17 protein-coding genes are annotated in these 20,478 nt (G+C 53.1%); 14 read left to right on the plus strand and 3 right to left on the minus strand.

The window, feature by feature from the left end:
• Positions 1-672: 672 nt before the first annotated feature.
• The gene (locus tag NQZ67_RS19450) at positions 673-1,341 is read right to left on the minus strand and encodes a DUF559 domain-containing protein (RefSeq protein WP_257449167.1); all 669 of its coding nucleotides are present in this window, start codon (positions 1,339-1,341) and stop codon (positions 673-675) included.
• Positions 1,342-1,742: 401 nt separating this feature from the next.
• Between NQZ67_RS19450 and NQZ67_RS19455 the strand changes: the two genes are divergently transcribed.
• The 13 genes from NQZ67_RS19455 to NQZ67_RS19515 all read left to right on the plus strand — a co-directional run bounded on the left by NQZ67_RS19455 (position 1,743) and on the right by NQZ67_RS19515 (position 18,738).
• On the plus strand, positions 1,743-2,387 hold the full coding sequence (locus tag NQZ67_RS19455) for a PadR family transcriptional regulator (RefSeq protein ID WP_257449169.1): 645 nt from the start codon (positions 1,743-1,745) through the stop codon (positions 2,385-2,387).
• Positions 2,384-4,234: an ABC transporter ATP-binding protein gene (locus tag NQZ67_RS19460; RefSeq protein ID WP_257449171.1), complete on the plus strand. Its 1,851-nt coding sequence runs from the start codon at positions 2,384-2,386 to the stop codon at positions 4,232-4,234. Before NQZ67_RS19455 ends, NQZ67_RS19460 begins: the two co-directional genes overlap by 4 nt.
• 159 nt (positions 4,235-4,393) lie before the next feature.
• The gene (locus NQZ67_RS19465) at positions 4,394-5,086 is read left to right on the plus strand and encodes an ABC transporter ATP-binding protein (RefSeq protein ID WP_257449172.1); all 693 of its coding nucleotides are present in this window, start codon (positions 4,394-4,396) and stop codon (positions 5,084-5,086) included.
• Positions 5,070-6,098 (plus strand): efflux RND transporter periplasmic adaptor subunit, encoded by a 1,029-nt coding sequence (locus tag NQZ67_RS19470; protein WP_257449174.1) that lies wholly within the window; start codon positions 5,070-5,072, stop codon positions 6,096-6,098. The genes NQZ67_RS19465 and NQZ67_RS19470 overlap by 17 nt, the downstream gene beginning before the upstream one ends.
• A 50-nt stretch (positions 6,099-6,148) precedes the next feature.
• Entirely contained in the window at positions 6,149-9,031 is a 2,883-nt protein-coding gene (locus tag NQZ67_RS19475; protein WP_257449175.1) for an ABC transporter permease, read from the plus strand.
• Positions 9,032-9,033: 2 nt separating this feature from the next.
• Positions 9,034-9,912, plus strand: coding sequence for an ABC transporter ATP-binding protein (locus tag NQZ67_RS19480; RefSeq protein WP_257449177.1), 879 nt, complete (start codon positions 9,034-9,036; stop codon positions 9,910-9,912).
• Between the two features lie 635 nt (positions 9,913-10,547).
• Positions 10,548-11,309 carry an SDR family NAD(P)-dependent oxidoreductase gene (locus NQZ67_RS19485; protein ID WP_257449179.1) on the plus strand — a complete coding sequence of 254 codons (762 nt, stop codon included), beginning with the start codon at positions 10,548-10,550 and terminating at the stop codon, positions 11,307-11,309.
• Between the two features lies 1 nt (position 11,310).
• The gene (locus tag NQZ67_RS19490; RefSeq protein ID WP_257449181.1) at positions 11,311-13,188 is read left to right on the plus strand and encodes a cache domain-containing sensor histidine kinase; all 1,878 of its coding nucleotides are present in this window, start codon (positions 11,311-11,313) and stop codon (positions 13,186-13,188) included.
• Positions 13,185-14,477, plus strand: coding sequence for an ABC transporter substrate-binding protein (locus NQZ67_RS19495; protein ID WP_257449183.1), 1,293 nt, complete (start codon positions 13,185-13,187; stop codon positions 14,475-14,477). Before NQZ67_RS19490 ends, NQZ67_RS19495 begins: the two co-directional genes overlap by 4 nt.
• Positions 14,478-14,490: 13 nt before the next feature.
• The gene (locus NQZ67_RS19500; RefSeq protein WP_257449185.1) at positions 14,491-15,573 is read left to right on the plus strand and encodes a LacI family DNA-binding transcriptional regulator; all 1,083 of its coding nucleotides are present in this window, start codon (positions 14,491-14,493) and stop codon (positions 15,571-15,573) included.
• A 360-nt stretch (positions 15,574-15,933) separates the two neighbouring features.
• Positions 15,934-16,281 carry a hypothetical protein gene (locus tag NQZ67_RS19505; protein ID WP_257449188.1) on the plus strand — a complete coding sequence of 116 codons (348 nt, stop codon included), beginning with the start codon at positions 15,934-15,936 and terminating at the stop codon, positions 16,279-16,281.
• A 226-nt stretch (positions 16,282-16,507) separates the two neighbouring features.
• Positions 16,508-18,037, plus strand: coding sequence for a leucine-rich repeat domain-containing protein (locus NQZ67_RS19510; protein WP_257449190.1), 1,530 nt, complete (start codon positions 16,508-16,510; stop codon positions 18,035-18,037).
• A gap of 83 nt (positions 18,038-18,120) precedes the next feature.
• Positions 18,121-18,738, plus strand: a complete 618-nt coding sequence (locus NQZ67_RS19515; protein WP_257449192.1) for a hypothetical protein — start codon at positions 18,121-18,123, stop codon at positions 18,736-18,738.
• Between the two features lie 76 nt (positions 18,739-18,814).
• Here NQZ67_RS19515 and NQZ67_RS19520 read toward each other — a convergent pair whose 3' ends face one another.
• A complete protein-coding gene (locus tag NQZ67_RS19520; protein WP_257449194.1) occupies positions 18,815-19,198 on the minus strand; it encodes a RidA family protein in 384 nt (127 codons plus the stop codon).
• Between the two features lie 106 nt (positions 19,199-19,304).
• Between NQZ67_RS19520 and NQZ67_RS19525 the strand changes: the two genes are divergently transcribed.
• A complete protein-coding gene (locus NQZ67_RS19525; RefSeq protein WP_257449504.1) occupies positions 19,305-19,643 on the plus strand; it encodes a winged helix-turn-helix transcriptional regulator in 339 nt (112 codons plus the stop codon).
• 18 nt (positions 19,644-19,661) lie between these two features.
• Here NQZ67_RS19525 and NQZ67_RS19530 read toward each other — a convergent pair whose 3' ends face one another.
• The gene (locus NQZ67_RS19530) at positions 19,662-20,435 is read right to left on the minus strand and encodes a DUF899 domain-containing protein (protein ID WP_257449195.1); all 774 of its coding nucleotides are present in this window, start codon (positions 20,433-20,435) and stop codon (positions 19,662-19,664) included.
• Positions 20,436-20,478 lie beyond the last annotated feature (43 nt).

The following is a 20,478-nucleotide window of genomic DNA, read 5'->3' on the forward strand; positions in this document are numbered from 1 at the left end:
ATTGCGGATTGGGATCATTCGTGCGAAGCATAAAAAAACACCGCGCTTTCTGTGGGATGGTTACTAACTACATTATACCATATTAACGCGGTGATTTATTGAAGTTTATAACTTTCTCAACAGCCTGGAATTCGCGGCTGTTTTTTTGTTTCCGGGTTTTATTCCGCGGCTCCGCTGGGGGAGGGAGATTACTCGTGTGGGTAACGACGAATGGAATCGGATGAGCAGGGGAGGGAGAGTAACCGGGTTTTCAGATGTGCGTGGTGGGGCGGTGGAAGGGTCGTGTTCGAGGGAGTCAGGTTTTCTAGAGTAACTAGTTAGTCGATTTCGTTCGTGTGTGGTGCGGCGGTGAGGCTGATGTTCGTGTACAGGAGTGCGAGGACTGGCGTGCGTACCTACCCGCTCGCTCGCTTGCTCGAAATAGCGGCATTTTCGGAGTTATTTTTATGTGTGAAGGAGGGGTGGCTGGGAATAGCGGCAATAATACCGTTATTTTTGAGGGCAGCTGGATAATCGGGCGATATGGGCTGCAATAAAGGTAAAATCGCCGCTATTCTCAAATCAAGGGTAGTTTGGTCAAAAATAAGGGTACTATGTCCGCTATTTCATCCCATTTCTTCTATTCCGGAACGGCTGTGGCAGGACTCACCTCTCCCTCGCAGCCGATGCCGGCTAAAGAAGCAATAGCGCCGACGGCTGAAGCTCGTACCGTACTGTTCGTCTACTGTCTGCCCCAGTTATCCCTCGAAACCACCCTTCATCCGTTAATTGCTGCATCTTGCGAATCGCCGTTTTCTGATTGATGCGAAGATGGCTCACTACGTCGATGGGACGAAGCGGGCGCGCAAGCGTGCAAGCTAGCCGAATGATCTCGCGCGTTGCCGCGAAATCGTGATTAAGCGGTGTAGGAGTGACCTGAAACCGGCTCATCACCATGCGAAGCAGCGTGATGCACACCTCGGGCCGGTGGGCGACATCGTCGTAGGAGAACGAGATGACCTGGTAGCCCATGGCGACGAGGAAGGTTTCCCTATTGAGCTCCTTGCAGTACTTCTGCCGATCCATATCGCGGACATGGGGGCCGAAGCCTTTGATTTCGATAACGAGCCGGACTGACCGCGTAATCCACAAAAAGTCGCAAAAATAAGATTGGCCGCGCCAGTGGAGCACCTCGTATTCCGGATGTAAATGCTCAAGGCTGCCGACCAAGGGCCACCAGACGTTTTGGCAAAATAACCTCTCCGCTTCCCGGTGCCCTCGCTCCAAACGTCCGCGTCTCTCGCCGCTCCTCCTCTCCAAGTGCTGCCGCAAAAATGCTTCATGCGCTTCATCAAATGTCATGTTCCTTCCTGCCTCCTTAAGAAAATAAAAACGTCCCGTCTCCATTCGCCAAGGAATGAAGCGGGACGTTCTTCGTCATCTGCCTCCTATTATAGTTGTCCGGCGCGCGGAGGTCCATCTGATTATTGGGATCGGCGCTTGTGGGAAGATGTTAGTATGAAATTGATGTTGTGAGATTACGATATATCGCATAGACTAAAGGTGTTAAACTAATGCGATATATCGTATCTGCAATTTGTGATTAGAACGAAACACGGAATGAGCTGCGGTCTGTGCCAAATGGCATGAAGCATACGGCGATGAAGTGAAGCATGTAAAAACAGTTAGTACGCAATTTTTGCCGGATTGAAGACGGAAGACGATTAATGTTTACGGTATACGACACAAAGGAGCCAAGATCCATGAACCAAAGCTGGACACCCGAGGAGCAATTGTTCCTCAATCATGGCGCCGGGCGGGAGCGAAGCTCTTCGGGACGGCGGTTCTTCACGAGAGGCGGCGTCAAATACGCGCTGCTCGAGCTGCTCACGGCGGAGCCGATGCACGGCTACCAGATGATGAAGTCGCTGGAGGAGCAGTCGGGAGGGACGTACAAACCGTCGGCGGGCTCGATCTACCCGACGCTGCAGATGCTGCGGGACCAAGGCTTCGTCACGTCTTACAAGCAAGAGGACGGGAAGAAGATATTCGCCATAACGGAGGAAGGAAAGACGTTCCTCCGGGAGGAAGCAAGCAGCATGCTGCTGCAGCAGATGGATGAACGCAGCCGTACAGGGCGCGGCTTCGAGGAGGAGCGCGAGGAATGCCGGTTTGATCGGGGGCACGACCACCAGCACGCCCCCCAGCACGAGCACGAGCAGGAACCCGAGCAAGAGCGAAAGCGTAACCGCCGATTGACCCCGGCGGGCAAGGAGCTGCTTCATCTGCTTAAGGCGGCCGAAAAATCGGCGATGGAGGATGCGGCCAAGGCGGTCAAGCTCCGCGCGATTCTAGCCGAGCTCAAACAATCTTTATCCGACATAGCGGAGAGGGGAGACGCGACATGAGAGGAGACCAAGGCTTACAGCAGAATGCCGTGAATGCAGCAAGAGGAATGGGCGTCCGAAAATTCGGCTCGGGCGAGAAGGTGAAGCCGGCCAGCATCTATTCCATGTTCCTCCGCATCTTCGACCACGCGAGGACGGAGTGGAAATCGCTTGCGATCGCGCTCGCGAGCATCATCCTGATCTCGCTGCTCGAATTCGTCGTGCCGCAGCTAACGAAATATACGATCGACACGGTTATTCCCGGGAAGCTGTTCGGGAAGCTGGCGTTGATCGGTGCGGGCGTGTTAGGTGCGGCCATCGCGCTCGGCATCCTCCGGTATCTAAGCACTTCCGTCATGGCATCGATCGGGCAGAAGGTGCTCTACAAGCTGCGCAACGACTTATACCGCCATCTTCAGCGGCTCGACGTTGCGTATTACGACCGCAACCGAACGGGAGACCTGATGTCCAGGGTGACGAACGACGTCAGCATTCTCCAACAGTTGATTTCCTCCAGCATGATGCAATTGTTCACCGACGTATTCACGTTCACGGCCATTGCCGTATATATGCTTGCCATAGACTGGAAGCTGACGGTGCTCCTGCTCGCGACGTTCCCGTTCATGATCTGGACGACCCGGCTGTTCGGCAAGCGGATCCGGGCGTCGTTCCGCAAGGTGCAGGAGTCGCTTGCCGACGTGAGCGACCATCTGCAGACGACGCTTACGGGCATCCGTCTGGTGAAGTCGTTCACCGCGGAGGACTTCGAAGCGGAGCGCTTCTCCGAGCGGACGCAGCGGAACATGGACGCGAACGTGCAGGTCGTGCGGCTTCGCGCCATGTACGAGCCGATCATCGACTTCATTAATTTCGCGGGGCTGGCAATCGTGCTCGTCTTCGGCGCTTGGCTAGTCATGAAGGATGCAATGACCGTCGGGACGGTCGTCGCCTTCATCGCCTACCTGCGACTGCTGCAAAATCCGGTGCGCCATTTCAGCCGTATCCTGAATACGATTCAGCAGGCGGCGGCCGCGTACGAACGCGTAATGGAGGTATTGAATACGAAAGCGATCATCACCGATAAGCCGAACGCCATCGAGCTTCCGCCCGCGAACGGCCGAATCCTCTTCCGCGACGTCAGCTTCTCCTATTCGCAAGCGGCCCATTCCGAGGTGCTCCGCGGCTTCAATCTGGAGCTGAAGCCCGGCGAGGTAACGGCGCTTGTCGGTTCCTCCGGCTCGGGCAAAACGACGATCGCCCATCTCGTGACGAGATTTTACGATGTGCAGGACGGCAGCGTGACAGTCGACGGCCGCGACGTGAGGGACGTGACCTTGCATTCTCTAAGAGAACAGATCGGCATCGTGTCGCAGGACATCGTGTTGTTCAACGGAACGATCGAAGAGAACATCCGGTACGGGCACCAGGACGCGACGGATGAAGAGGTGCGAGCCGCGGCCGAAGCGGCGAACGCGGCGGAATTCATTCAAGTGTTCCCGGAAGGCTACCGGACCCAGATCGGCGAGCGCGGCGTCAGGCTGTCCGGCGGACAGAAGCAGCGCATTTCCATCGCGAGGGCGATTCTGAAAAACCCGAAAATCATCATCCTAGACGAAGCGACGGCTTCGCTCGATACGGAATCGGAGCAGCTCATCCAAGCGGCGCTGGCCAAGCTGCTGAAGGGCCGGACCTGCCTCGTAATCGCCCACCGTCTCTCTACCATTCAGCAAGCGGATCATATTTACGTGCTGGAGAACGGGCAGATCGAGGAGCATGGCACGCATGACGAGCTATTGGAGCGGAGAGGCAGGTACCGCGAGCTGTATGAGCTGCAATTCCCGGCCGCGACCGATTCCGCATCGATATAGTAACAGAAGGCAACGGTTCCGTTGCCTTTTTGCATAATTTTGCACACGATTTTGATAGAAATAGATGGTTTCTGATCTTGTAGAACCTAGCAGCGGAAGGTAGAATGGAAAAAAGATGCAATGATTCAAGCGCTTATATAAAAATGGAGGCGAAAAATAGTGACGCTAGCTGAATCGGACATCATTGTCGCGAGCGGAATCAAACGCACCTTCGGCAAAGGCTCGGGCTCTGTTCATGTGCTCAAAGGCGTCGACCTTGCCATTCCTTCCGGTTCGTTAGTCGCGTTCAAGGGCAGGTCCGGGTCGGGCAAGACGACTCTCATCAACCTGCTGAGCGCGCTGGATCGTCCGACCGAAGGAACGATCACGTTCGAAGGCCGCGAGCTGTCCGGCTTGTCGAACAAGGAACGCGACAACGTGAGGCGCACGCGGATGGGGCTGATTTTCCAATCCTTTGCGCTTATACCGTTAATGTCCGCCTACGAGAACGTGGAATTTATTCTTCGCGTATCCGGATTCCCGGCGGCCGACAGGAAGCTTGCCGCGACGACGGCGCTCGAGCAGGTGGGGCTTGGGCCGCGGATGAACCACCGGCCGTTCGAGCTGTCGGGAGGCGAGCAGCAGCGTACGGCCATCGCCAGGGCGATCGCCCATAAGCCAAGCCTGCTTCTGGCGGACGAACCGACCGCGGAGCTGGACAGCAAGACCGGGCTGCAAATTATGAAAGTGTTCCGGAACCTGGTCGAATCATCCGGAATGACCATCATCATGACCACGCACGACCCCGCCATTATGGAGATTGTAGATCATGTGTACGAATTGGAGGATGGACAAATTGTCGTTCCGAGCTAAAAACAGCGCATTCGCCGCTCTTGCAATGAGTTTTATGATAGCGCTTACCGGGTGTACGCTTCTTCCCGCGGAGGAAGAGCCGCTTAAGCCTCCTCTCGTCAAGCCGAAGCAGGAAAATTACCGGACCACGGCCGTCGTGAAGGGATCGATCGCCCAAGAGGTGAAGGGCAACGGCACGCTCGAGTCGTACGAATCCGACTCGATCTCGTTCAAATCCGAGGGCGGCCGCGTCAAGGAAATGCTGGTCCGCGCGGGAGCCGAAGTGAAGCGAGGCGACGTGCTTGTTCAGCTGGACGTCGGCGACATGGACATTACGCTGAAGCAGCTGGAGATGAATCTGCTCTTGTCCAAGGCGAAGGTAAGGGACGCGAAGCTCGCGGGAGACGACGAAGCGCTTCGCATTGCCCAGCTGCAGCAGGAGATCGACGGGATGAAGTACGAGCGCATGCTGGAGTCGGTGAACGGCAAGCAGATTGTCGCCACGATGGACGGGACGGTGACGTTCGTGGCCCCGCTGGAGGAAGGGAATATCGTGAAGCCGTATGAGACGATTGTCATCATCTCGGATCCATCGAAGCTTCGCGTTTCATTCCAGGTGAGCTCCACCGCGGATGCCAGCAAGGTAGGCGTCGGCTTCAATGCTTCGCTAAAGCTCGGGGCGGACGAACCGATTGAAGGCAAAGTCTCGCAAACGCCTTCAAGCGCGCCTCTGACGGAGGACGAGATGCTGAGGGAGCGGTACAAAAGCCATGTCTACGTAGAGACGGACCAGCTCCCGGCAACGGCAAAAATCGGAGACCGCGTCGACGTCACGATCCGCCTCCAGGAGAGGGACGGCGCGCTTATTATTCCGAAGAGCGGATTGCGCAATTATTTGGGCAGAACGTTCGTGCGCGTGCTGGAGGATGGCGATAAGATCCGCGAGATCGACGTCGAACAAGGCATCGTCGGCTCGACCGAGGTGGAGATTACGAAAGGCGTGGAAGAGGGGCAGCTTATTATTTTGCAATAACGCCAAGGTTCCGCGCCACGGCACTTCGGTCCAGGGAGGTTAATTGAAGCATGGCTTTATTCGTAATGATTATTCGCAAGATGGTGCAGAACAAATGGCTCGTATTCAGCTTGCTTATCGGCATTATCATGTCCGTCGCGCTCGTCAGCAGCATGCCGATCTATTCGGAGGCGATTCTGTCCCGCATGCTGAAGAAGGATCTGGAGATGTCGCAGACGGCCTCGGGGCGGTATCCGGGCGCGGTCTACTCGTCTATCTACCTCCCGAACAACAAACCGGAGCAGCATCTCCCGATGTTCGAACGCGTGGATCGGGTCATCAAGGAAGAAGCGGCCCCCGGGTTCCGGCTTCCCATTCAAGCGCTTGTGACGGACCTGGTCTCCTCCTCGATGCGGATGAAGCTGGCGGACAATCCGGATACGAGCTCAAGATCCTATTTCTCCATGAACGTCAAGGCGTTCACCGATATAGAGGATCATATTAAGCTCAAGGACGGCAAATTACCGGCCGCCGAGCCGGTCGACGGCATTTACGAGGTGCTAGTCACGGAGCAGGCTCTGAACAAATTCAAGACGGTGCTGGGTGCCGTATTCGCCGTGGAAGACGACAAAGTGGCGGAGAGAATGCTGTTCAAGCCCGTTGGCGTCATCGAGAAGGCGAAGGACGATGATCTTTATTTCCGCAACGCCAATCTTAGCGATCTAGGGAGCAGCTTCATTCTTCCGTATGAGACGGCGGAGACCTTGCTGCTGCACGAGCATCGGATACCGGCGGCCAGCTCGGGCTGGTATCTGGTCATGGATTATTCCAAAATCGAATATCAGCATATTGAATCCTATCTCCGCACGCACGAGCTGTTAAGCGAGACGCTGCTTAAGACGGTGTCGCTGTATCAGCTGAAGCTTGAGGCGCTTGCCTTCGATACGATCGAAAAGTATTTGGTGCGCGCCGAAAATTTGAACGTGCTGATGTGGGCGCTCAACGTCCCGGTGCTTATCATGCTGGCGTTCTATATGTTCATGGTCGCGAATCTGATCGCCGGCAGGCAGAAAAGCGAAATCGCGGTGCTCCGGAGCCGCGGCGCCGCCCGCTGGCAGATCATCGCTTCCTATCTGGTGGAAGGCGTTCTGCTCTGCGGAATCGCGGTCGCCCTAGGGCCCTTCTTAGGGGCGATGCTCACGAAGCTGCTCGGCGCGTCGAATGGCTTCATGGAGTTCGTGCAGCGCGTCAGCCTGCCGATTCGCATTACGGAGACCCCTTATCTATACGGCTTATGGGCCGCGCTGGCCTGTCTCGTCATTACCATTATTCCGATCATTCTGGCGACGAGAGTGTCGATCGTGGATCATAAGCAGCAGATGGCCAGATTAGTGAGGACGCCGATATGGCATAAGCTCTTCCTCGATGTCATTGCGCTTGCGCTCGCGGGCTACGGGCTGTACACGTTCAAGAAGAGACTCGCCGATATCCAGTCTTTGGGGCTTGGGGCGACGGACCTCAACATCGACCCGCTGCAGTTCATCGTGCCCGCCCTGTTCATCATGGGCGCCGGATTGCTCTTGCTGAGGCTGTATCCTTGGGTGCTCAGGCTGATTTATTGGATCGGGAAGAAGTGGTGGCCGCCTTCCTTGTACGCTACGCTCATTCAGGTGGGGAGATCCAGCAGCCAATACCAATTTTTGATGATCTTCCTTATTATGACGATCGCGACGGGCGTGTTCAGCGCGTCGGCCGCTCGGACGATTAATCTGAATACGGAGGATCGCATTCGATACGGCAACGGGGCGGACATCGTCATGAACGTGAATTGGGTGAATGACGCGCCGCCGCCCGAAATGGCGGGCCCTCCCGGCGCCGGCGGAGGCGAGGCCGCGGTTCAAGCCGCGCCGGATCAAATCAATTATTTGGAGCCGCCGTTCGAGCCGTTCCTGGAGCTGCCCGGCGTCGAGTACGGGGCGAAGGTATTCACGAAGGAGAAAGCGTATTTCTCCAAAGACCAGACCATGGCGCAGGTTACGCTCATGGGGATCGACACGGATCAATTCGGCATGACGACCTGGTTCAGGGATTCGCTGCTTGATTATCCGCTGAACGATTATTTGAACCTGATGGCTTCGGAGACCGATGCGGTCTTAATATCCCGGACCGTCGCGGAGCAGAAGGAAGTTAAAGCAGGCGACACGATCTGGATCGGGTGGGAAGGCGTATCCCAGCAGCCGTTCCGGGTGTTCGGGATTATCGATTATTTCCCAACCTTTAACCCGCTGCCTCCCGAAGGCTTGATCGATTTGAACGACGAGAGCAGGGCGCCGATGCTCATCGTCGGCCATCTGTCGCGCATTCAGCTGCAGCTTGCGCTGGAGCCTTATCAGGTGTGGCTGAAGCTGAAGCCGGACGCGACGGTAGCCGAGTTTTATCAGGGCATCGAGGACAGCGAATTATCCGTGCAAAGCATCGTGAATACGAGGGACGACCTCGTGATGGCCAAAAACGATCCGTTCCTGCTCGCCTTGAACGGCATCCTGACGCTAGGCTTCGTTATTTCGCTGCTCGTCAGCTTTATCGGCTTCCTGCTGTACTGGGTGCTGTCGCTTCGCGGCAGAACGCTGCAGAACGGCATTTTGCGGGCGATCGGTTTATCCGTCAAACATCTGATCGCCATGCTTGCGGTCGAGCAGCTGCTGACGTCCGGCGTGGCGGTCTTGCTCGGGATCGTCGTCGGCAACGTCGCCAGCATGCTCTACGTGCCGAATTTTCAAATCGTCTTTAATCCGAACAGCCTCGTGCCGCCGTTCCTCGTGCAAATCGAGGAGGGCGATCTGCAGCGCATTTACGTCATCGTGGGTCTCATGCTCGCGGTCGGAATCGGCATTCTCGCATACATGCTGTCCAGGCTCCGCATTCATCAGGCGCTTAAGCTCGGGGAGGATTAGGAATGATTCATTGCGAAGGACTCGTCAAAATATACAAAACCGCCGATTTGGAAGTGTTCGCGCTGCAAGGCCTCGATCTTCACATCGAGGACGGCGAGCTCATGGCCATTATCGGGAACAGCGGAAGCGGGAAGTCGACGCTGCTCAACATGCTCGGCGGCCTCGACCGGCCGACCGCGGGCAAGCTGCTCGTGGATGGCAAGGATATGCTGAAGTTCACGGAGCGCGATCTGGTCCGGTACAAACGGAAGAGCGTAGGGTTCGTCTGGCAAAATAATGCCCGAAACCTGATCCCGTACCTGACCGCGCTGGAAAACGTCGAGCTTCCGATTCTGCTTACGGGCAGCCGCAAGCGCTGGCGGGCGAAGGAGCTGCTCGACGCGGTCGGTCTCAGCCACCGGGCGAACAACAAGCTGTATGAGCTGTCCGGCGGGGAGCAGCAGAGGGTCGCCATCGCCATCGCGCTGGCCAACCATCCGAAGCTGCTTCTGGCGGATGAGCCGACGGGCTCGGTCGACTCCAAGATGTCGAACCAAATTCTAGACCTGTTCCGTGAATTGAACCGGTCTATCGGCATTACGATCGTCATCGTCACGCATGATCCCGAGCTTGCGAAGAAGGTAGACCGCGTGGCGGCTATTCGCGACGGGAAAATTTCCTCGGAAATGCTGAGGAGAACCTCGTATGCCGAGGAGCTGGCCGCCCTCGAGCAGGAGGAGGAATCGCATGTGGAATATGCGATTCTGGACAAGGCGGGCCGGCTGCAGGTGCCGGCCGGCTACCTGGATTCGCTGGGGCTGAAGAACAGCAACAAGGTAAGGCTGGAGCTGGCGGAAGGGAAAATCATGATCCTCCCGCCGGAGGAGGAAGGGGAATCATAGGCCGATGCAAAGCTTATTCGCTTTCGTCTCGGGAGCTGCTGTATGGCAGCTTCTCGGGGGCTGGCGAGTAAGCTTTTTTTTCGCGTGCTCCCAGCTTTAAAGCCGCACAGGCGATTGCTCGTAGTGGAGCGGGAGCTTTGAGCATGGGTGAGGCACGTTTGTATCGCATTCCTCATACTCGAGCCCGACTAACCAACTAGTTACTCCGATCCCCCCTCCGCCTGCCACCAGCCATTCCGCATAGCTTCCGCTCCCCGGCCGCATAACGACCGGCACCGAAATAGCGGACATAGTACCTTTATTTTAAGCTAACTTCCCCACTTTTGCGTAAATAGCGGCGATTTTACCGTTACTGCGGTCCATATTAATCAAACGGCCTTCTTCCCTCAAAATTAACGGTATAATGGCCGCTATTCCTAATCAATCGGCTGCATCCAAGAAAATAACTCCGAAAACGCCGCTATTTTCGAGCAGCGGACACAGCAATTAGGGCGGGAACACGTAGTGAGCGGGAACGTGTAGTGCGGAGCGAGCAGATTTCTCGCATTTAAGGTTGACTTTCCGGTAGCATAATTAATAATAAGTTATATAACAAATGAATGGGAAAACGGACAAAGAAGGAGAATCGGACAGCGATGCAAATCGATCTAAACGGAAAAACGGCGTTAATTACGGGGGCTACCGGCGATCTGGGACGGGTAATGGCGCGCACTCTCGCCTCCTGCGGGGCGGATATTGTTATTCACTACCATGCTAACGAGAAGAAAGCGGCGGAGCTTCAGAACGAAATCCGGCAGCTCGGCAAAAGGGCGATCACGGTTCAAGGCGACGTGACGAAGGAAGCGGACGTGCTACGAATGAAGGAGACGGCCAGCGCGCAGTTGGGCCATGTCGACATCGTCGTAGCCAACGCCGTGATCCAATATGAGTGGACAACCGTGCTGGAGCAGCCGATCGGCGACTACATCAGCCAGTTCGAGTCCTGCGTGCTGCAGAGCGTATTCCTCGCCAAAGCGTTCGTGCCGGCCATGAAGGAGAAGAAGAGCGGCCGATTCATCGGCATCAACACGGAATGCGCGATGCAGAACTTCGTGAACCAATCCGCCTATACGGCCGGCAAGCGCGGCATGGACGGCGTATTCCGCGTGCTAGCCAAGGAAGTCGGCGAATACCAGATTACGGTCAACCAAGTGGCGCCGGGCTGGACGATCAGCGACAGGGATCGGGATAACGGAACCGAGGTCAGCGAAGGCTACAGCTCCACGGTGCCGATGAAGCGCAGAGGCACGGACCAGGAAATCGCGAATGCTGTCGCCTTCCTCTCGTCGGATCTGGCTAGCTTCATTACGGGAGCCTTCGTGCCCGTGAACGGCGGCAACGTAATGCCGGCGATATGATATGAGCCTACGGAGAGTCTTCTCGCGCGCGGGAGGCGCGATCGGCAGCCTCAGGATGGAGCGGAAGCTGTTTCTCGTTTTCCTGGTGCTGATTTCGCTCCCGCTTTCTTTTATCGGCTATATTACGTACAGCAACTACTCGGCTTCCATCGAAGAGAAAACGACGGTATTCTCGGCGACGATGCAGGAAGCGATGATGGCGCGGATCGACGATTACATCGAGGATATGATCCGCATCTCCTCCATTCCCGCCTATCAGGATGACATCAAGCAGAACCTGATCCGCTCGAACCGCTATTACGAACGAATGGGCGAGGCGCAGGGAGACGACGAGAGCACCTTCATCCCCGAGGATTTCAACCTGCTGCTGTCGATACAGAGAGGAATCGAAGACAACGTCTCCTTCATCAATATGATTAAGCGAGGCTCCAACACCGTCTATGTGTTCGATCAGTACGGCAACGGCTACTATTCGACCGTGAGCGGGAACATCCGCTTGGACATTAAGGAGAGCTACGAGTTTTGGAGCGAGCAGCTCGAGGCTTCCAGCGGCGAAGAGATGATATTCGGCACGCAGAAGTACATCAGCAACCTGCAAAGCGAGAAATTCGCGTTCACGGTCGCGCGCAAAGTCATCGACAAGTCGCTTCAGCCCATCGGGCTCATCGCGGTAGACGCGAACGTAAGCGTCGTGGAGGACGGGATTGGGGAGCTGGATACCGCGACGAAAGGAAGCTCGATTATTTTCGACGAAGCGGGTACGGTCATCTACGACAGCACCGGCGAGCGGACGGCGGCGGGCATTGGGGACGACCCTGTCATTAAGCGCGCCAAAGGGATTAAGGGCAGCTTCTATGAGAAGCTGGACGGAGTGAATCGCCTCTATATTTATTCCACCTCTTCGAAGACGGGCTGGAAGATCATGACCGCGATACCGGAGAGCGAGCTTACGAGAGACGCCGTGATCATCCGCCGGGTTACGTGGATCGCGACGATCGTAACGCTGCTCGTGGCGCTGCTTCTCTCGTTCATTCTCTCCTACGCGCTGACGAACCCGCTGCGCCGGATGACGAAATTGATGCGGAATGTTCAGGAAGGGGATTTCGCCGTGCAATTCCCGGTCAAATACCGGGACGAGGTCGGCCAGCTGGGCAATCAGTTCAACCGGATGATCGTGCGCATCGACCAGCTGATCCGGGATATTTACGAGATGGAGACGAAGAAGAAGGAAGCGGAACTGCAGGCGCTTCAGAATCAGATCAACCCTCATTTCATGTACAACACGCTCGAGACGATCCGCATGACGGCCGAAATTAACGACGATACGGATGCGGCGGATATGATCGCCATTCTCGGCAGGCTGCTTCGCTACAGCATCAGCGATCTGCACGAAGAGGTGACGTTGTCGGATGAAGCCGGTCATGTGCGCCATTACGTCGAGCTGCTGAATTATAGGTATCCCGGCCGTTTCGCGCTGACGGTGGATATTCCGGAGCATATGACCCGGTACGCGATGATCAAGCTGGCGCTTCAGCCGATTGTCGAGAACGCGATCTATCACGGACTCGACGAGACGAAGCAGGTCATGCATATTCGAATCGCGGCGGAGACGAGAGGCCATGAGGCCGTCGTTACGATACGGGATGACGGCATCGGTATGAATGAAGAAGAGCTTGAGAGGCTGAACCGGTCGCTCGCGGGATTGGATGGCGCGGGAAAGATCCGGAACGAGAAGGGCGGCGGCATCGGGCTGCGCAATATTAACGAACGGCTGAAGCTGCATTACGGAGCCGGTTATGGCATTCAAGCGTCGAGCAGGCCGGGAGAAGGCGCCGAAATTACGATACTGCTGCCGGCAGGGAAGGGGAGACAATCATGAAGGTCAAAGCGAAGGGCTGGTTTGCGCTGTTCACGGCAATCTTGTTGTTGATTGCCGGCTGCGATGAGCAGAATGCCGGCGTCAGACCGACTGCGACTGCCGGCGCTGACGATGAAGGCCAGCCGGTCGAGGAACAATCGCTGAGGGTGTTGACCAACAGGGTCGACCTGATCGAGAACGGCGTACTTGCCGGGTACGCCGAACGCTTCTCAGAGCTTCATCCCGGGGCGGTCATCGAGTTCGAAGGACTGACCAATTACGCCAGCGACATTATGGTCCGCTTGTCTACCCGTAATCTGGGAGACGTGCTGCTGCTCCCGAACAATATGAAGAACGAGTCGTTTCCTGACTATTTCGAGCCGCTCGGCGACGAGCTGTTCGAGGGAATGCGATTCGCGGATTTCAAGTCGCATCAAGGCAAGCGGTACGGCATCGCGACCGGGATCTCGACGTCGGGTATCGTCTACAACAAGGAGGCGTTCCGCAAGGCGGGCATCACGGACGTTCCGACGACGCTGGAGCAATTCTACGAAGCGTGCGAGAAGCTGAAAAGGGCGGGCATCGTGCCGGTTTATTTGAATTACGGGGCCAAGTGGCCGCTCATGTCCTGGGGCGAGGATCTAGTCAGCTACATGACGGGAGATCCTGAATATCTGAACAGGATGACGGAGACGGACGAGCCGTTCCGGGCGGATAACGCCTGGGGAGAAGCGATTACGATCGTTCGCACGCTCATCGAGAAGGGCTATGTCGAGCAGGGATTGATCTCCAACCAGTGGGAAACGTCCAAGCAGGAGCTGGCGAGCGGCAGGGCCGGCATGTATTTGATGGGCAACTGGGTCATTAATCAAGTGGTCTCCGCCGGAGCGGATTCGGATACGATCGGATTCTTCCCGTTCCCGTACGACAATAGCGGGAAGCGGTACGCGCCTCTAAGTCCGGACTGGTTCGCGGGCATTAGCAAATTCAGCGAGAACAAGGAGCTCGCGTCGGCTTGGATTACGTTCTTCGTGCGGGAATCGGGCTATGTGGACGCCTCCGGCTTCCTACCGGTAGAAGAAGCGAAGGAATCCGAGCTGCCGCAAATCCGGCAATTCATGTCCTACGAGCCGTTCATGGTGGAGAAAAGCGCGCCGAGCGACCGGCTGATGGAAATCGCGGCGGCGGCCCAAATCCCGTTCTGGTCGGGCGACAACATTCAGGAATGGATTGCCGCCCCGGAGCTGGAGGACGTATTCGGACAGTACAACGAGCGCTGGAGAGAAGCGCGCAACATAAGCGAAAGATAGGTGCATACCCATTATGTCGAGCAAAATTACGATGCAGCAAATCGCGGATTCGCTGGGCGTCTCCAAATTCGTCGTATCCAAGGCGCTTGCGGGGAAGGAAGGCGTCAGCGACGCGACGAGGGAGAAGGTCATCCAGGCCGCGACGAAGCTGGGGTACTTCGCTCAGAAGAATGCTTATATGAAAACGGTGAAGCACGAGCAACAGCCGAAAACGTCCAGACCGGGTCGTCAATCCGTGCTGGTGCTCATGCCGAATATTCGATTTCAAACACAGGAGTCGTTGTACTGGGGGCGGATCGTGGACGGCATATCGGCGAAGCTGGAGAAGGACGGCTACGGGATGGTCATCGTGTCGGAGCAGAGCGTAGACTCTTTCGTCCACTTCTTGAATCCGAGCGGCATATCGGGACTGATCGGCGTAGGGGAGATTTCGACCTCCCTGCTGCTCGAAATCCATCGTCTCGGCCTGCCGCTTGTGCTGGTGGACCATGAGGACCCTCTTATTCCAAGCGACACGCTGTTCGCGAACAACTTCGAAAGCGTCTATCGGCTGACCCGCCACTTGATCGGAATCGGCCATCGCAAGCTGGCTTTCGCCGGCAGCACGGACTATTCGCGAAGCTTCTATGACCGCTTCCTGGGCTTCCGAAGCGCCTTGGAGGACGAGGGTCTCTGGGATGAACGGGGTGGCGGTAAGGAAAATATTCTTATCGACGTAGACGGACTCCGGCACGAAGACGCCGAAGAGCCGGTGAAGCAATGGCTCGCGAAGCGGCTGCGCACGCGGGAGCTCCCGACGGCGCTTGTCTGCGCGAACGATATGATCGCGATCGGAGCCGTTCGCGCGGCGCAGTCTCACGGGTTGAACGTTCCCGCGGAGCTGTCCGTCGCGGGCTTCGATAACATCGAGGACGCCGCCAAGCTGGAGCCTGCGCTGACGACCGTTCACGTGCCGAAGGAGGCGCTCGGCCGGCGCGCGGTGGAGCGGCTGCTGCAGCGGATCGATGCGAAGGACGAGCCTGCTGAGAAAATTCTGCTCGCCTGCGAGCTGATGTACCGGGGGACGACCTCGGCCGTGGGGCGGCAGTCTGAATAAATGAACATAAGCGAAGGCGGCGCGGGATATAATCCTGCGCCGCCTTCGCTGCAGAAGCCCAACGGATCTCACAGACGCTATTTCCTTGATTTTCGGTGGTATGTGGCTCTTGCGGAACTGAACGCCGTTATTTGCATCATTTTGGTGGTGAACAAGGGTTTTTGGGGGAATAAGAGCTCCTGGTTCCGTAAGAATTCATAAATGCGATTTTTATCGCAAATAAGGTCTGTGAGTTCTGTTAGCTACTTCGATTATAATCTGTGAGGTGAGCGACCGGCTGCCGGTTTTATTGTAATTAAACTCCGACAGCTATGTTACATTTATGGTATCACTATTGGTTTGTTAAAGGAGGGTTTATATATGTCACTAAAACTGGTTCCGCTCCGGATTTCAAGCGGTTGGAGAGTAACTTATAATGAGTTTTTCGAGGCGGATCCTGACTCGTTTGTCGACGAGAATCATAAGCATGCGTGGGAGTTCAAAGAGGACCTGCTGCAGCTCGACCATGATCGTAAACGAACGCTTGATTTGGGCTGGTATCCCGAATTTAATCCCAAAGGGAAATATAGGCTTGTACTAATTGACTCAGAAGACAAGGAACAACCCGATTGGGAGAACCCTCTTTATGTCTTTGAGACGAGAAATTTCAAAGAGATTATTGAAAAAGTGGAGTTTGTATTAAATGAAGTAAGTTATTGCAGGATGTGAAAAGCTGTTATTAGCCATAGTTGTTTTAATAATGAGCATAGCTCCACGACATGACGGCAGCCGGCCACGCGATCGGTTGCCTTTGTTCGTTGAGTAACAGGAAACTGTTCCAATATGTGGTATGATCTAAGCAGTTGATAAATGAAGGGATGAAAATATTATTCGAAGGAGACCGGAGACGTAGCGGGTTATAAAATCTTAAAATATAAATTAGGAGTAGATGTTAGTGAAGATATGGATGTTGACTACCTCAGAGAAGTGTACCGCAATTGAATCGGAGAATCATGATGATTATGTGGATCATATAAAAACTTATTTTAATGATGAGATAAAAGAGTGGAAGCCTATTCGATTTTTGACTAGAAGAAAAGGAAATAAAAGTGATTGTGCTGAGTTTATGATAGGTTATCCCGTATTTATGAGGAAGGCGAAGGACGTATTGTCTCCGCTACTAGGCAGTGGAGTGGAATTTCTCCCTATTATCCATGATGTGCACGAAATGTATTTTGTTAAAGTGAAAAATCTCCAAGATTTCATTGATATGAGTAATCCGGTTGAAAGAAGGATTAATTATGGTTATTTCTCAGAATATGTCCATATTAAACGTGAAATGGTGAATCATTCAATTCCGATCTTCCGGATGCCTCCGCATCTGATGACAAGAATATATGTAACGGACGAATTCAAAAAAGTAGTCGAAGACAATAAGCTGAAGGGCTTTCACTTCGTTGAACTATGGGACACAGAGTACACGGAATACGACAGAAGAGAGCGGCTAAAGAAGTTCGATAGTTTCTATGAGGGAATCTCTTCGAGAAAGAAAGTAAATTATAGCGAAGCTGTAAAGCTCATCGAAGATGGAAAGCAAGTGCGCTCTGGAAAACACATTATGAAGGTTAAAGATGATTTATTTCTTATTGGTCAAATTCTAGAAGACGAATCCATTCAATGGGTGCATCCTACTTTTATCGCTCCTATTTTTTTTGAATTACAATGGCTTGTATACGACTATATAGAAGAGAATCGGATAAAAGAGGAGTTTATGGCTGAACTGTCTTATGAGATCAATGGTCCAAAGGGAAGTGCGGTAAGCTTTGAAGACTCGAGCCTCGAAACAATCATTCGCAGGGAACTGAATATATATAAGGATGTTCTAACTGAAGTCAATTTACTTAAATTAAGAAGTATTTCCCCAAACTATAAAGATTCACCTATTAGTAGCTTAAAAGGATTGATGTTTGCAAAGAATTTACGTGGTATTTCAATTGAAAATAATCCGGAGTTCAATATGAATGAACTAAGTCAATTACCATCTGGAATAGTTTCTTTATCTATTCGAAGCTGCGCAATTAATAACATATCTATTTTTAATGAGCTGGATCTTCCTATGTTATCTTGTATCTACTTAAACGAGAATCAGATAGAAGATTTATCGTGTCTTTGCCGATTTCAAATGTTATCTCATATTGATGTTATATCCAATCAAATTAAAGACATTAGACCGTTGAATGAAATGCTTAAATTAGATTGTATTAATTTGAGGGAGAATCCTGTAGAGAATATTCAAGAACTGCAGTTACCAAAAATTCGTTATCTATATTTAGATGGTATTCACGCAAATGATTGGAGTTTTCTACTGACAAACTTTCCTAAGTTAGAATACGTTTCGGTATCCCTAGAAGGGATGTCAGATGAGGAGATAAGGAGTATTAAGAACGTAAAGAAGCAAAAAAAATTCAAGGTTGTTTGGTCATAACTCCTTATCAATAGCTACCGCATTTTGTGGTGTTTCGAAAGACCATTTTGAAGGATTTAGTAACCAAACAAAGAGGTGCCTTTATGTCTGAATATTCCCAAATACAAACTTATATTAAGAGTACCCCGCAAAATTTTAAGAATGTTATTGAGCGATTTGCAACAGTTTTGGATACTGTGGGGCTTGATTTCAAATATTTCACAACTGATCAAGAATGGGAGCTTTTACACACTCTGTGGGTTGGTGGTGACGCAGAAGAACAGTTATATAATAATAATGGATACGAACTACATATTCGCCCATACGTGACGGGGTGGAGCCCAGAGGAAAGAAAAGAGTTTCAAGACACTTGGCTGGAAATTAGTCTACTATTCTTGACAGTAGAACTTGAAAATCGAATTGGACAGCTAAAAGATGAACACAAACCACTTGTATGGGCAATGATGGAGATATTCTCAAAGGAGTTTACGGAAAGCGGAGTATATCTCACAAACGAGGCTACGGATGGAATGCCTTTTGAAAATTTAATATCAAGAGAAAAAGAAAACATCTGGGAATTTGATGCAGCCATTCTACCTGAATTTTTGTCTCATACATATAAGGATTGTCCTGGTGAAATGTTCATTAACTCTAATGTAAACTCGATTTTTGTTGCCAGGAAGTCTAAATGGAGGACTGAACCTTGGCTGATGTTCGATTGAACTATCAAAGAACTATAGCTCAAAAAATGACACGACGGCAGCCATGCTCGGCTGCCGTTTTCTTAACAAAGCAGTATTAGTTCGTGTGTGCGACGGCGCTGATTTCGATCAGTTGCTCGGGAGACGCGAGGTAGTTCACGCCGATGCAGCTGCCAGCCGGCCTATGTTGTCCTATGTATTCCTTGAACAGACGAATGCATGGCTCGAAATGCTCTTGCGCGTTAGTCAGATAGACCTCTACGTAAGCAAGGTTCGATTTCGTGACACCAAATCCCGCCAGCACGCGATCGAGATTTTCCAGCGTCTGCCGTGTCTGTGCCTCGATATCCCCCACACCAACAAACGCACCTTCTGTATCGTGGGAAAACTGCCCCGAAATGTAAATGGTGCCATTGACGCTATAGCCCTGGGTGATGCCGTGATCCCAGAGATCGTGATTGTAAGTTTTAACATTCATCATTTTTTTTCGCTCCTTTACTTCAAAGTAAGGCTAGTATAAGATGAGCGAATATAAAAATATAGTACGCACTTTATTGATAGGTACTATCGGAAAGGATAGTGGGACTTTGGGTATGGCTGAGTATAAAGGCAAAGTTAAAACGATTCAGGATACGCCTTTTGGCTACACGTTGTCCGTTATCGGCGGCAAATGGAAAATGGTTATTATGTACCTTCTAGCAGAAAACCAACCGGTTCGCTTTAATGATCTGAAAAGACAGATCGGATCTATCACGTATAAAATGCTGAGTGCACAGCTTAAAGAATTAGAAGCGGATGGTCTGGTGAGAAGGAAAGAGTATCCTCAGGTCCCCCCTAAAGTCGAGTATAGCCTTACAGACAAAGCGGAAACGCTCCTACCTGTCTTGGAACAGTTATGTGAGTGGGGAGTTAAAAATCAACCCTAGAAGAAATCCGTGATTGGGCTAGTCTTTATTTTCAGAGAAACTAGGATCAGGACCGTATTTGGCTGCTCGGCCCTTCGGTTCCTCCCAGCCCTCTTGTCGGCCGAGTGCCGTCTCATCAAGGAAGTAGTAAGCCCCGCCAGACTGCTCGAGCCCACGGGCATAGACGGAATACGTGTGAAACACATCGTTCCCGTCCCGTAGGAAACAGCTTCTTCCAGGTTGTTCGAGGGACTCGCCCTCCTTGATGTGCAAAGGCTTGCCTAATTGCTCGAACTCCGCCTTGGTCCGGTAGTTATATACGATCGGGGCAACCGACTCATCCAGCGTGACATGGAAATCATAGTTAAAGTCGCTGCCGTACGAAGAGTACCACGGGAAGGTCCATCCCTTCCGGGTCTTGAAGGCGTCGAGCTTGGTCAGAGGGGCGCGAGAAACCAGGACGAACGAAGTATCGCGGGCGTTCAGATGCTTCAGGAAGCCATCGGAAATTTCATCGGCTCCGGCCGTGCAGCCCGGGCAGCCCTTCTCCCAGCTCGGATCGAACATGAAGTGGACGACTATGAGCTGAGAACGGCCGTCGAACATGTCAAGCAAACTAATCTTGCCCTCCGGACCCTCGAAGACGTATTCTTTCTCGATCTTGACCATGGGTAACCGGCGTCGCTCAGCGTTCAAGGCATCCCTTGCCCGCATCGCTTCTTTTTCCTTTTTAAGCAGCTCCGTGCGCGCAGCAAGCCATTCGTCGCGAGTCACAACTTGGGGATAATGGCTAATGTCTTGATTCGTTGTCATTATAATCAGCCCCTTCCTTTGGTAACTCGAATGTATCACATTC

This window comes from Paenibacillus soyae, assembly GCF_024623455.1.
Lineage (GTDB): Bacteria > Bacillota > Bacilli > Paenibacillales > Paenibacillaceae > Pristimantibacillus > Pristimantibacillus soyae.